The organism is Bacillus sp. FSL K6-1012 (genome assembly GCF_037964915.1).
Lineage (GTDB): Bacteria > Bacillota > Bacilli > Bacillales > Bacillaceae > Bacillus > Bacillus halotolerans.
The window spans coordinates 2776396-2789794 of record NZ_CP150175.1 but is presented as its reverse complement, the minus strand read 5'-3'; the positions used below and the strand labels follow the sequence as shown (position 1 = coordinate 2789794).

Annotated in this window: 11 protein-coding genes; 7 read left to right on the top strand and 4 right to left on the bottom strand. The window is 39.8% G+C overall.

Annotated elements, in window-relative coordinates; translation table 11 throughout:
- Positions 1-63: 63 nt before the first annotated feature.
- The 3 genes from rsiV to NSS75_RS14595 all read right to left on the bottom strand — a co-directional run bounded on the left by rsiV (position 64) and on the right by NSS75_RS14595 (position 2496).
- Complete coding sequence (gene rsiV, locus NSS75_RS14605; protein ID WP_095713415.1) at positions 64-921, bottom strand: anti-sigma-V factor RsiV; 858 nt, start codon at positions 919-921, stop codon at positions 64-66.
- Entirely contained in the window at positions 921-1418 is a 498-nt protein-coding gene (gene sigV / locus NSS75_RS14600) for an RNA polymerase sigma factor SigV (protein WP_095713414.1), read from the bottom strand. The genes rsiV and sigV overlap by 1 nt, the downstream gene beginning before the upstream one ends.
- Positions 1419-1668: 250 nt before the next feature.
- Positions 1669-2496: a TrmB family transcriptional regulator gene (locus tag NSS75_RS14595; RefSeq protein ID WP_095713413.1), complete on the bottom strand. Its 828-nt coding sequence runs from the start codon at positions 2494-2496 to the stop codon at positions 1669-1671.
- Positions 2497-2649: 153 nt separating this feature from the next.
- On the opposite strand from NSS75_RS14595, the gene NSS75_RS14590 reads away from it, so the two are divergent.
- The gene (locus tag NSS75_RS14590) at positions 2650-3282 is read left to right on the top strand and encodes a LysE family transporter (protein ID WP_024122275.1); all 633 of its coding nucleotides are present in this window, start codon (positions 2650-2652) and stop codon (positions 3280-3282) included.
- Between the two features lie 240 nt (positions 3283-3522).
- Here NSS75_RS14590 and NSS75_RS14585 read toward each other — a convergent pair whose 3' ends face one another.
- Positions 3523-4896: an amino acid permease gene (locus NSS75_RS14585; RefSeq protein WP_024122274.1), complete on the bottom strand. Its 1374-nt coding sequence runs from the start codon at positions 4894-4896 to the stop codon at positions 3523-3525.
- A 701-nt stretch (positions 4897-5597) separates the two neighbouring features.
- Between NSS75_RS14585 and NSS75_RS14580 the strand changes: the two genes are divergently transcribed.
- The 6 genes from NSS75_RS14580 to NSS75_RS14555 all read left to right on the top strand — a co-directional run bounded on the left by NSS75_RS14580 (position 5598) and on the right by NSS75_RS14555 (position 13375).
- Entirely contained in the window at positions 5598-8408 is a 2811-nt protein-coding gene (locus NSS75_RS14580; RefSeq protein WP_339233537.1) for a sigma 54-interacting transcriptional regulator, read from the top strand.
- Positions 8409-8599: 191 nt separating this feature from the next.
- Positions 8600-9040 (top strand): PTS fructose transporter subunit IIA, encoded by a 441-nt coding sequence (levD, locus tag NSS75_RS14575; RefSeq protein ID WP_024122271.1) that lies wholly within the window; start codon positions 8600-8602, stop codon positions 9038-9040.
- Positions 9040-9540, top strand: coding sequence for a mannose/fructose/sorbose PTS transporter subunit IIB (locus NSS75_RS14570; protein ID WP_326230491.1), 501 nt, complete (start codon positions 9040-9042; stop codon positions 9538-9540). The genes levD and NSS75_RS14570 overlap by 1 nt, the downstream gene beginning before the upstream one ends.
- 4 nt (positions 9541-9544) lie before the next feature.
- Positions 9545-10351, top strand: a complete 807-nt coding sequence (levF, locus tag NSS75_RS14565) for a PTS fructose transporter subunit IIC (RefSeq protein ID WP_103672574.1) — start codon at positions 9545-9547, stop codon at positions 10349-10351.
- A 19-nt stretch (positions 10352-10370) separates the two neighbouring features.
- Positions 10371-11198, top strand: a complete 828-nt coding sequence (gene levG, locus NSS75_RS14560) for a PTS fructose transporter subunit IID (protein ID WP_024122268.1) — start codon at positions 10371-10373, stop codon at positions 11196-11198.
- 140 nt (positions 11199-11338) lie between these two features.
- Positions 11339-13375 (top strand): GH32 C-terminal domain-containing protein, encoded by a 2037-nt coding sequence (locus tag NSS75_RS14555; protein WP_185848776.1) that lies wholly within the window; start codon positions 11339-11341, stop codon positions 13373-13375.
- Positions 13376-13399: the final 24 nt, after the last annotated feature.

Below are 13399 nucleotides of genomic sequence, written 5' to 3'. Positions count from 1 at the left end.
GTCAGGTCCCTTTGCGAAAGGGAAAACACCCATGACACAGATGATGACATGGATGTTTTTCTGTTATCGAACATAACGTTCTCCCATGAGCAGATTTGAGATGACGCTGGTCGGAATTTTAAACTCTGTAACGCCCATATAGCCGGGGGCAACTTCATATTCATCAAATGAAATCACAAGTTTATGGTCTTCTGTAATATAAAACGTTTGATCAGGCTGAATGTGTTTGAATGGTTCTGCATCCTCGTCAGTGACCCAATAGATTTTATTTGGATCTTCCTTCATTTGCTGTTTCATTTGTTCTTTGATGTTTTGGCTGATGACTTTGATATAGCGGTCATCTTTAAATAAGCTTTTTAATGTAAGTAAGATATCATTCTTTTTGTCAATTGTGATATAACGGCTTTGTGTGTAAGATGATGCTTGTGTTTTTTCAATATCACGCCGAATAGAAATTAAATCTGGCGTGTCTGTTACTGTCTCGTAATCACTGTAGATGCTGAGATGTCCTTTTTTATTTTTGGATGTGGACTGTATAAATTCTTTATACATCTGCTTGCTTTCTTTCAAATATTTCTGGTTGATGCTGTTTTCAAGCTCTTTATTAGAAAGTCCCGACAGAGCAGGCGTTTTGACATCAATGCTTGATTCATCTTTCTCTTCTTTGATCTCAATAAAAGTGATGGCTTTGACGATCTTGCCGATGACAGGGATTTTTGACATAGCTTGAGCTGCATCTGGGTTGATGTTGACAAGTGCAGTGAATAAAATAGCTGCCGCGACAGCTGCTGATGTCGGCCACATGACGATTCTTTTCTTTTTTGGTTTTTGCTGAAGGGCTTTTTCGACAATGATATCCAGTTCTTTAGGAATCTGGACATTTTTATATTCTTCTTTTAATTGCTGTAATCTCTTATCCATTAAGAATCCTCCTTCGTCAACTGAATGCGCATCAGCTTCAATGCTCTGTAAAGGCGCGTTTTGACGGTATTCAAGTTTTCCCCTGTAATTTCCGCAATTTCTTCTAGTTTGAGGTCTTCAAAAAAACGCAAAATAATAATTGTTTTATAGTGGGACGGCAATTCGTCGAGCGCTTCATGAAGATCAGTGTCCTTATAGTGATCTTCCTTTCCTGAGCTTAAAAACTCAATCGTTTCGTCATCCATCACCTTTAACTTTTTTTGTTTTCGCAAAAAATCAATAGCTGTACGTACTAAGATTTTATAAAACCAGCTTTTTATCGTCTCAGGGTTTCTGACCGTTTCAACTGAGCTGAGCGCTTTTTTTATAGATTCCTGAATAATATCTAATGCGTCATCTTGATTTTTCACATAACTGAAGGCTAATCTGTAGAAATCTTGCTTATGGTCAGTTATACACGTGACAAGCAACGCTTTTATTGTTTGTTTTTTCTTCATTGCAATAAAGGGCTCCTTTTTGAATATACGTATATCGTAGGATGTTACCTAGGATAGACGGGGCAGTTTGAAAAATAGTTTGCGCAGATATTATTTTTTTAAAAAAAGTGATCAGGAGCGGGAGGGGAGGATCAATTGCTTAAAAATAAACGGAAAAGACCCTATTAATGGGGGAGTTCATAAAAAAACATGACTTGTTGATACAAGCCATGTTTTTTGGTTACATGGTATACAGGAAATATCATGTGTTCTATTCCAAGTAATGTTTTTTAAAATCTGAGTGGATTGAAAATTTGCGTCGTAACTGGATGAGGTTTTTTCCAAAACTTTCTTCTAAAAGCCCTCTATGCTTCTTCATAATTTCCATGAGATACAGATCATGAATGATCACTTCTGTAATAGGCATGACTAAACCTACATGCATCGTCCATGCAGCACGGCTATCGTTGCCAAGAGAGACAATACCTGCTACTACTTCTGAATCATCTCCGCTATATACAAGCCACCGTCCGTCATACTCTTCTGTAATTTCACTGCTCATATCATGAAGGTACACATTAGCAAAATCAGATGCGATATCTCCGTAGGCAATAATGGTGACAATGACACCTTTATTTGCCGCCTGTCTCAGCTCTGATTCCACCTCTTTGAAATCCTCTTTCCAGATCTCCAAGAGGATTCTTTTTTTTGCTGATAATATACAAGCCTTCACCTTTTCAAGAATTTCACTGCGGCCGGTAATATTCCAGATATTTTCCCGGTCATTTGCGGTCTGTTCGAATTTTTCAAAGTATTTTTCAGCCTGGTCAAAATTCTCTTCCGCTTTGAGCCGTCGGTTTTTAATCAGTTCTTTAGCGGGTACAGGGACATACTGAGGCGTGTTTCCGTGGCTTACAAAAACATCTCCTCTTAAGACTAGGCTTTCCAAGACTTCATATATTTTTGAACGAGGCACGCCGGAATTTTTGGCTACCGCATAACCGGTTAAAGGCGATTCTTGCAATAATGCCAGATAAGCTTTTGATTCATATTCGGTAAAATTGAGGTTTTTTAAAATGTCTAACATATTTTCCTTCATACATCCTCCAATATAAAGAGCAGTCGCTGCCTTTGTAATCGCTATTTTAACAAACCATATTGATTTTTTCCAAACGTATTGATACACTTTTTTTAGGGAGTTACTTTAGTAGTCACTATATGTTAAGGGGATTCATTTAAAGGGGGAAAGAATATGCACAGCTTACTCGCATACATACCGATCGCTGCCATGATGGTTATCATTCCAGGAGCAGATACGATGCTTGTTATGAAAAATACTCTTAGATATGGCGCAAAGGCTGGCCGATATAATATTCTCGGATTGGCAACGGGACTATCTTTTTGGACGGTTATTGCCATTCTAGGTTTATCAATGGTCATTGCCAAGTCGGTGATTCTTTTTACAACAATTAAATATTTGGGAGCAGCATACTTAATTTATTTAGGGATAAAAAGTTTTTTTGCAAAAAATATGTTTTCTTTAGACGACATGCAAGCTCAAGCAAAAACCGCAGCAATTTCTCCGAAACGACACTATAAATCTTCCTTTATGCAAGGGTCACTCAGTAACATTCTCAATCCCAAAACGGTTTTGGTCTATGTCACGATCATGCCCCAATTTATCAATCTGAAGGGAAATGTAAACCAGCAGCTTATTATTTTAGCTTCAATTCTCACCCTATTAGCGGTGTTATGGTTTCTCTTTCTCGTTTATATCATTGATTACGCAAAAAAATGGATGAAAAACCCCAAGTTCCAGAAAGCTTTTCAAAAAATAACGGGAATCATATTAGTTGGGTTTGGTATTAAAACTGGTTTAAATTGATGTCACGGCCACTTACCAAAAGACTCCGTTCATATTTTGAACGGAGTCTTTTGATAAATATGGAGATTAAATCACGGAGGCAGGTATGTTTTTATCTTCAGCATACGTTTATTTGGAGACATTTGTACGGGAAAAGATCATGACACTAAATGAGCGGGATCGTAAAACATGGAATATCCAGTGCCTCGCAGCACACAAAAAAGACAAGGGATAAACAACTCCCTTGTCTTTTTTATGATTTCACTTAGTATGACGAACTTTATAAGCAATCATCAATAAGAGAAACCAAACTGGAGTGACAAATAGGGAAACACGCGTATCTTTCGCGAGTGCCAGCACAACCAGTATGAACACCAGGAAAGCCAGTGTTACGTAATTGGATAATGGAAAAAGCGGCATTTTAAATGTATTCACCTTTGCTGCATCCGGTCTTGTTTTCCGATATTTCAAATGGCAAATCACAATAATGCCCCAAATAAAGATGAAGCATATAGTAGAAACACTTGTGATAAGCGTAAAGACTTGCTCTGGCATTACATAGTTCAGAATAACACCAATAAGAATGGCAATGGCTGAAAAGAACAATGCATTGCTTGGTACATTTGAGGCAGTCAGCTTTTGCAATGGGTCAGGTGCATGATGATCCTTGGCAAGCGAGTATACCATCCGGCTTGTACTAAATAAAGCACTATTGCCAGCTGAAGCAGCAGATGTCAGTACAACAAAATTAATGATGCTGGCGGCTGCTGTGATACCGACCGCTGAGAATACTTGAACAAACGGGCTTTCAGCAGGATTGATGATATTCCATGGATAAATACTCATAATCACAAGAAGAGCGCCAATATAAAAAAGCAAAATTCGAATAGGGATATTGTTAATTGCTTTAGGGATTACTTTTTCTGGGTTTTCTGCTTCGCCTGCAGTAAGCCCCACAAGTTCAATGCCCGTAAATGCAAACACGACCATCTGGAATGAGAGGATAAATCCATGTAAACCATTTGGAAACATGCCGCCGTGACTCCAAAGATTCGTGAAGGAGGCTATGCTTGACTGTGTGGAAAATCCTTTTATGATCAAGACAATACCGATAACAATCAGTGCCAGTATTGCGATGATTTTGATTAATGCGAACCAGAACTCCAATTCACCAAAAAGTTTTACAGTCGCTAGATTCATGATGAGCAACATCATAAGCGCAATGAACCCTGGCATCCATTGGGGTACACCAGGAAACCAATATTGGGTATAAAGACCGACAGCTGTTAAATCAGCCATAGCAAGTGAGATCCAGCAAAACCAGTACGTCCAGCCGGTAATAAATGCTGCCATATTTCCTAAATAATCACTTACAAAATCAACAAAAGAGTGATATCCCGCGTTTGATAAGAGCAGCTCTCCCAGTGAACGCATAATAAAAAAGAGAAATACGCCCGTGATCATGTAAGCAAATAAAATAGAGGGTCCTGAAAAATGTATTGATTTCCCTGATCCTAGGAATAAACCAGTTCCAATTGCCCCCCCAATCGCTATGAGTTGTATGTGCCTGTTTTTAAGGCCTCTGGACAATTTCCGTTTGTGCAGAGAATTGTCCATAGTGGAATCGTCCGTCACTTTATGTTTTCCTCCAATAAAAAATATAGTTATCTTGGTTGTTTAGGAATCATAGCTTCCTAAATTTTTTATCTATCATTATAACAGGAAACTTATATTATTTTAAATTTTATTGATTTTTTTAATTAAATGTAACTAATGTATCTATCTTTCTTTTCTATTTTTATAAGGTGTAATATAAGGTGTAATATCCATCAGGATGAGTAAAGGATTTCTTTTCTGCCGCTCTAATAATATATCCCACTATTTTTTATTAAAATAATAAAGTTATAAGAAGAATAGAAAGTTTACATTCAGTCATGTTTATAATGACAAGAGATTAAGTTTTGGGTTATTTGCCCTGATCTTTAAGATGTATTTTCTGAAGTATCAGAACTTTGTCACCAATATGTTCACGGAGAGTGGTAAACTGTTTACGAATTATTACTTTTGAAGGGGGACAACCTGAGTGAATCATAGATCAAAAACACCAAAAAGGGTGTTTGTTTAGACAAATAACGAAATTATTTTTTAATCGGTGCAAGCTTTTGTGTTGAGATACGTGCTATTGTTCCTGCATACAAAAACATTTAACAGAATATTGAAAAAGAAAATCCGAGTGCGGACGCAAGGCCATAGAATGAGATGAGATCATCAGTACAAGGCATAAAACTGATGTCCGTTTTTTCAATTTTGACTAATAAGGACAAAGGATGATATAGATGAAAAGAATTGATAAAATATACCATCAGCTCATGCATAATTTTCATGACTCCAGCTTAGATCATCTTTTAAAGGTACAGGGAAATTCAGCAAAGGAAATTGCTCAGCAATTGAAGATAGAGCGGTCCAATGTCAGTTTTGAATTAAACAATCTCGTGCGGTCCAAAAAGGTGATAAAAATTAAAACGTTTCCCGTGCGCTACATTCCAGTGGAAGTAGTGGAAAGGGCATTCAACAAAAAATGGAATACAGAGATAATGGAAGTGAAAGAACTGAAGGGGCTTTCTGAAAATCAAAAAAAGAACGATCAAAATATTTCTACGAATCCTCTTGAACTTATGATTGGAGCAAAAGGCAGTTTGAAGAAAGCAATTTCTCAAGCAAAAGCAGCTGTTTTTTATCCTCCGCACGGTCTGCACATGCTTCTCTTAGGACCAACAGGCTCCGGTAAATCCCTTTTTGCGAACCGGATTTACCAGTTTGCGATTTACTCTGACATTTTGAAGGCTGGTTCTCCGTTCATCACATTTAACTGTGCAGATTACTATAACAATCCTCAATTATTGCTCTCTCAATTATTTGGTCATAAGAAAGGAGCATTTACCGGTGCCAGCGAAGATAAAGCCGGTTTAGTTGAGCAGGCCGACGGGGGCATTCTGTTTATGGATGAAATTCATCGTCTTCCGCCTGAGGGACAAGAAATGCTGTTTTATTTTATCGACAGCGGATCTTATAACCGTCTTGGAGAAACTGAACATAAAAGAACATCGAAAGTATTATTTATTTGCGCAACTACCGAAAACCCTAATTCTGCTCTATTAAAAACATTTTTGCGGAGAATTCCAATGACGATTCATATTCCATCGCTGGAAGAACGATCTCTTAAAGAGAGAGTTGATCTCACAACGTTTTTATTAGGGAAAGAAGCAGAGCGTATTAAGAAGAATCTAAGTGTGCATATCGATGTATATAATGCATTGATTCATTCTGCGAAGTTTGGGAATGTGGGACAGCTGAAATCAAATGTGCAGTTAGTTTGTGCACATGGATTCTTACATAATCTTGACAGAGATGAAGTTGTTGAACTGACCGTTCGGGATCTCCCGGATGAAATCAAGCAAGATTGGATGTCAAGCAGCAAAAACATGAAAAGAAGCAAAACGATTTCTGAATATGTCAATATCACAACCATCATATCCCCGATAGTAGAAGATGAAACAACAAAAATTGATGATGATCTATCATTTAATTTGTATCATTTGATAGAAGAAAAGGTCGAAGTGCTAAACAAAGAAGGTTTGTCCAAAAAGGAAATAAACCAATATATTTTAACGGATATTCATTTGCATGTCAGAAGCTTTTTTAATCAAAGCGCGTTCCGAAATGACAACCTGCTGACATTTGTTGAGGACGGCGTGATTCAAATGACGAAGCAATTAAAAGAAGTTGCTGAACATGAACTGAATTGCACATTTGACCGTAAATTTATCTATTTTTTAAGTATGCATATCGATTCATTTTTAAAACGCGGTAAGCAAATTGATATTTTAAATGCGCAGGAAACAGATGAAATCCGTGATACCCATGTGAAAGAGTATCAGGTGGCGCTCATATTTAAAGACAAAATTCAGGAACACTTCAGAGTAACCGTCCCGGAAATAGAAGTCATCTACTTAACGATGCTGATTCATTCCATCAAAACGTTAAAAGAAAACAAAAGAGTAGGGATTGTGGTTGCCGCACATGGAAATAGCATGGCGAGTTCCATGGTAGAAGTAGCGACGGAGCTTTTAGGAAGCACCCCAATTGCGGCCGTTGATATGCCCCTTTCTGTTTCACCTGCGGAAATTATGGAGCGCTTAGCGGGAAAAATACAGCAGGTAGATGAAGGTGAAGGTGTTTTAATGCTTGTTGACATGGGGTCACTTGCAATGCTGGAAAGCAAGCTTGAAGAAAAAACAGGCATCAAAATCAAAACAATCAGCAATGTCACGACCTCAATGGTGCTGGACGCCGTCAGAAAGGTGAACTATCTGAATTTACATTTACATGCCATATATGATTCGGTCACAAAGGATTTTATTGAGTTATGGGATCGGCAGCCTGCCGCCTCACCAGGCAAAAAGAGGGCGTTGGTTTCAATCTGCACAACAGGCAGCGGAACGGCAAAAAAGCTGGAAGACATCTTAACAACGATCGTAAACAAGGCCTCTGATGTTCCCATCCACATATTGACCGTATCATCGATTAAATTGGCAAACAGCCTCAAAGAAATCGAAAAAGAGTATGAGATTCTTGCGACAGTAGGAACAAAAGATCCTAAAATCAATGCTCCGCATGTATCTTTGGAGGTATTAATTGGAGGAGAAGGAGAGAAGATGATCCAACAGGCGATCACAAAAGGCAGCATCCCGATGAGTAATGGATTATCGGGCACAAACATCATTGTACGGGAGCTTTGCGAGGATAGTTTGAAAAAGTATCTGGTTTTTTTGAACCCTCATCACATTATAGAAATCTTATTAGAGTGGCTTCAAACCATTCAAGATGAACTAGGCATCATTTTCAATAACACAGTGATGATCAAAGTGATTATGCATACAGCTTTTGCCTTTGAAAGGGTGATTAAACAGAATCCGATTGCTTTTTCCGAAGAAGACGAAATAACCGATCAGCTGAAAGAGATCTTTGAGGTGACAGAGCGAACATTAATCCCTTACGAACAAAAATTGGGGCTGAACATAAGCGATGATGAAAAATTATTTATAGCCGCCATTTTTGCTGACGAAGTACATGGCCACATGTGTTAAAAACGATTTTTTTACGTAAACCTGTATTAAATGGAACGCCATTTTAATACAGGTTTATTTTTGTATTCACATGTGTTTCAATCAGCTTTCTTCATGTGCTGTAAAACAAATGAAAACGCTTAACACAGCTTCTTTGGCACGATACTTGCATTATAAATGGGTGTACGAAAAAGGAAAGGAGCAATCGTGTTATGATTTCAGTCATTATTAGCGGACATGGGGACTTTCCCATAGCATTAAAAGAATCTTCAGGCATGATATTCGGTGAAGAAAATCATCTGATAGCGGTGCCGTTTTTTAAAGGAGAGGGCATCCAAACGCTGCAAGAAAAATATCATCAGACGCTTCAGGATATTCCGAAAGAAAATGAGGTGCTTTTTTTAGTTGATATTTTTGGAGGCACACCGTATAACGCAGCGGCAACCTTCATCGCTAAGGATCAAAGAATGGATATGGCTGCCGGCATAAACCTGCCGATACTACTGGAGGTTTTAAGCCTGAGAGAACACATGAAACTCAAAGAAATGCTGAATCACTTAAAAAAAATGAGCCAGCAAAGCTTTCAAGTTTGCAGTGAACATTTAGAAAAAGCAAAAACAGTTTGTGAAGAAAAAAGAGAGGATGAACTATGATGAACATTACATTGGCAAGAATTGATGACCGCTTTATTCACGGCCAAATCCTGACAAGATGGATTAAAGTCCATGCAGCAGACCGAATCATCGTTGTGTCAGATGACGTTGCGCAGGATGAAATGAGAAAAACCCTGATCCTATCTGTTGCTCCTTCCAATGTAAAGGCGAGTGCCGTATCAATTTCTAAAATGGCAAAGGCGTTTCATAGTCCGCGCTACGAAGGGGTAACGGCGATGCTGCTGTTTGAAAACCCATCCGATATTGTATCTCTCATAGAAGCAGGCGTCCCTATCAAAACCGTAAATGTCGGAGGGATGCGTTTTGAGAATAATCGCCGGCAAATCACCAAATCAGTCAGCGTAACTGAAGAGGATATAGAGGCCTTTGAAACATTAAATGAATTAGGCGTCACACTGGAATTGAGGCAGCTGCCTTCTGATACCAGTGAAGACTTTATGGAGATTTTGAGAAATGTAACAAAATCATCAAGGGGATGAGATGATGACTTCAATACAAATTATTTTGTTGTTAATCATTGCAGCCATTACAGGTATTGCAAGTGTATTGGATGAAGGACAAACACACCGTCCGCTGATTGCCTGCACTTTGGTTGGCCTTGTGCTTGGTGATCTAAAAACAGGAATCATTTTAGGAGGAACGCTGGAGCTGATGGCGCTGGGCTGGATGAATGTCGGCCTCGCCATGGCGCCTGATACAGCCATTGCCTCTGTGATTTCAACCATTTTAGTGATTACCGCTGATCAAGGCATTGGTGAAGGCATTGCCGTCGCTGTTGCTTTGGCAGCTGCAGGTCAAGCGCTTACTATTTTTGTCCGAACGATTACTGTCTTTTTCATTCACCGTGCTGATAAATATGCCAGGGAGGGGAATATCAAAGGAATTGAAATTATGCATGTTACAGCCATGGTGTTTCAAGCGCTGCGTGTCATGATACCGACTTTGATTGTGGCCTTAATCAGTGTGAGCGCTGTTCAGGCGTTCTTGGGAAATATTCCTGAAGTCATTACCAAAGGTTTGCAAATAGGAGGAGGCATCATTGTTGTTGTGGGGTATGCAATGGTGATCAATATGATGAATATCCCTTATCTTAAGCCATTTTTCTATATTGGTTTTTTGTTGGCAGCGTTTACCGATTTCAATTTAGTAGGATTTGGCGCTCTTGGTCTCTGTCTGGCGCTTTTATACCAGCAGGTTATGCAAAAAAATAGCGCCCACGGGGCAGTCGCCGCAGCCGCAGACGGCAGCAATGCAGCTGTCTATGATGATGATGACGATCTTGATGCATAAGAACGAGGGGGGATGAAAATTGGAGAAAGAAAAAAGATTAACAAAGAAAGACATTTTCAGTATGTTTATCCGTTCGAATTTCTTGCTCGGCTCATTTAACTTTGAACGTGTGCAGGCAATGGGATATTGCTATGTGATGATACCGGCGATAAAAAAATTGTACGGTCCGGGAGCGAAAAGAAACGCAGCTTTGCAGCGCCACTTGGAATGGTTTAATACACATCCGTGGCTGTCCGCACCCATATTTGGGGTGACAGCTGCCATGGAAGAAGAAATGGCGAACAATAAAGGAATAGACGGGAAAGCAATAAGCGGGATGAAAATCGGTTTAATGGGTCCGATAGCGGGTGTGGGCGATCCTATTTTCTGGGGAACCGTACGTCCCGTATTGGCTGCTTTAGGGGCTTCTCTTGCTTTAGGCGGAAACATTGCCGGTCCTCTGCTGTTCTTTTTCCTGCTGAATGCCATCAGATTAACCACAAAATATTACGGTTTAAAGTATGGCTATGTAAAAGGGATGGAGATTCTGCAGGATCTAGCAGGGAATCGTATTCAAAAACTGACAGAAGGTGCTTCCATCCTCGGGTTATTTGTGATGGGGGCTTTGGTCTCCAAGTGGACCACCATCAACATCCCGATCGTTGTTTCAAGAATTAAAGATGATAACGGAAAAGTTGACGTTCAAACTGTGCAAAATATTTTAGACAGCATTATGCCGGGGGTGCTGCCTTTAGGATTGACTTTATTAGTGGCATGGATGCTGCGAAAAGGAGTAAATCCGCTCCTTATTATAGTTGGCATATTTGTGATCGGTATTCTTGGCTATTGGGCTGGATTTCTGGCATAAGCGCTTAACGGGTAAAAAGGGGAGAACCTGCAGAAGTCTTTTTCATAACCTCTTCATCATTCGATACAGCTTTTATCACGGATCACTCGTGCAGATGTCTCTCTTGAATGTTTTTAAATGTTAGAGAGGAGAGAATCAGAATGAAAAAGAAGCTAATTCAAGTCGTGATCCTATTTACCATGCTGTTTACTATGGCACTGCCAGTAAGTGCAGCCGATTCAAGCTACTATGATGAGGATTACCGTCCTCAATATCATTTCACACCAGAGGCAAACTGGATGAATGATCCAAATGGAATGGTTTATTATGCAGGGGAGTATCATTTGTTTTATCAGCATCATCCATACGGTCTGCAATGGGGGCCGATGCATTGGGGCCATGCAGTAAGCAAGGATTTAGTTCACTGGAAGCACCTTCCCATAGCGCTGTCACCTGATGAAAAAGGCACAATTTTTTCCGGGAGCGCAGTGGTCGATTGGAATAATACAAGCGGTTTTCAAACCGGAAAGGAGAAGCCGCTTGTCTCTATATATACGCAGGATCATGAAGACGGCCAAGTGCAAAGCGTCGCCTATAGTAATGATAAAGGCAGAACGTGGACGAAATACTCAGGTAATCCGGTCATTCCAAACCCGGGAAAAAAAGATTTTCGCGATCCGAAAGTGTTTTGGTATGAAAAAGATAAAAAGTGGGTGATGGTCCTGGCAGCTGGTGACCGAATACTCATTTATACATCAAAAAATCTGAAACAGTGGACATATGCAAGTGAGTTTGGACAAGGACAAGGAAGTCATGGAGGCGTATGGGAATGTCCGGATTTATTTGAGCTTCCTGTAGACGGCAATCCGAAACAAAAGAAATGGGTGATGCAAGTCAGTGTCGGAAACGGTGCGGTTTCAGGAGGATCAGGCATGCAATATTTTGTAGGAAGTTTTGATGGAACAACTTTCAAGAACGAAAACCCGTCAGACAAAGTATTATGGACCGACTACGGTAAAGACTTTTATGCGGCTGTTTCTTGGTCCGATGTTCCTTCTTCAGATGGACGGCGGCTTTGGCTAGGGTGGATGAGCAATTGGCAATATGCCAACGATGTTCCTACATCTCCATGGAGAAGTGCAATGACTATTCCAAGAGAAGTAAAATTGAAAGCGTTTTCTAAAGGGATCAGAGTTATTCAAACACCAGTAACAGAGCTGCAATCTATCAGGGGAGCCGCGCAGAAGTGGAAAAATAAGATTATATCGCCAGAGAGCAGTAATGTATTGGCGGGTATATCTGGAGATGCTTATGAAATGAATGCAGAGTTTCAAGTGAATCCAGGTTCGGCTTCTGAATTCGGTTTTAAGGTTCGAACAGGGAGAAATCAATATACAAAAGTCGGTTATCATCAAAAGAGCGGCAAACTGTTCGTTGACCGAAGCCAATCCGGAAATGTCACCTTTAATCCAACCTTTAACACTGGGAAGCAAGCAGCTCCGCTGAAGCCGGTAAATGGAAAGATAAAAATGCGTATTTTTGTTGACCGCTCTTCAGTCGAAGTATTTGGCAATGACGGGCAACAGGTGTTGACTGACATCATTCTTCCGGATAGATCAAGCAAAGGTCTTGAATTATATGCTGTTAATGGCCGTGTTAAGGTAAACTCCCTAACGATTCATCCTTTAAATAAAGCATGGGGAGCGTCACCGTTTATATCCAATTTGACTGGCTGGACAACTGTAAACGGTACGTGGGCCGACACAATTGATGGAAAACAAGGACGATCAGACGGCGATTCCTTCATGATGTCTTCAGCATCAGGAGCTGACTTCACTTATGAATCCGATATAATCATTAAGGATGGGAACGGAAAAGGGGCAGGGGCTCTTGTGTTTCGTTCTGATAAAGACGCACAAAACGGTTATGTAGCCAATGTGGATGCGAAACATGATCTTGTGAAATTTTTTAAATTTGAGGACGGGATTGCCTCTGTTATTGCCGAACACCAAACACCAATAGATATAAATAAAAAATATCATCTGAAAACTGTGGCTCATGGCGCTCACTTTAAAATATATTTGGATGACCGTCTAGTCATAGATGCTGAAGATTCTGCATTCTCAGAAGGTCAATTTGGCTTGAACGTTTGGGATGCTACAGCAGCCTTTCAGAATGTCAACGCAAAGGCTGATTAGAAAAGACAAAAGAGGCATTTTAAA

Bases quoted from the DNA above. Each gene is read 5' to 3' on its own strand.
- rsiV (WP_095713415.1), bottom strand. From the start codon at position 921: ATGGATAAGAGATTACAGCAATTAAAAGAAGAATATAAAAATGTCCAG.
- sigV (WP_095713414.1), bottom strand. From the start codon at position 1,418: ATGAAGAAAAAACAAACAATAAAAGCGTTGCTTGTCACGTGTATAACT.
- NSS75_RS14595 (WP_095713413.1), bottom strand. From the start codon at position 2,496: ATGAAGGAAAATATGTTAGACATTTTAAAAAACCTCAATTTTACCGAA.
- NSS75_RS14590 (WP_024122275.1), top strand. From the start codon at position 2,650: ATGCACAGCTTACTCGCATACATACCGATCGCTGCCATGATGGTTATC.
- NSS75_RS14580 (WP_339233537.1), top strand. From the start codon at position 5,598: ATGAAAAGAATTGATAAAATATACCATCAGCTCATGCATAATTTTCAT.
- levD (WP_024122271.1), top strand. From the start codon at position 8,600: ATGATTTCAGTCATTATTAGCGGACATGGGGACTTTCCCATAGCATTA.
- NSS75_RS14570 (WP_326230491.1), top strand. From the start codon at position 9,040: ATGAACATTACATTGGCAAGAATTGATGACCGCTTTATTCACGGCCAA.
- levF (WP_103672574.1), top strand. From the start codon at position 9,545: ATGACTTCAATACAAATTATTTTGTTGTTAATCATTGCAGCCATTACA.
- NSS75_RS14555 (WP_185848776.1), top strand. From the start codon at position 11,339: ATGAAAAAGAAGCTAATTCAAGTCGTGATCCTATTTACCATGCTGTTT.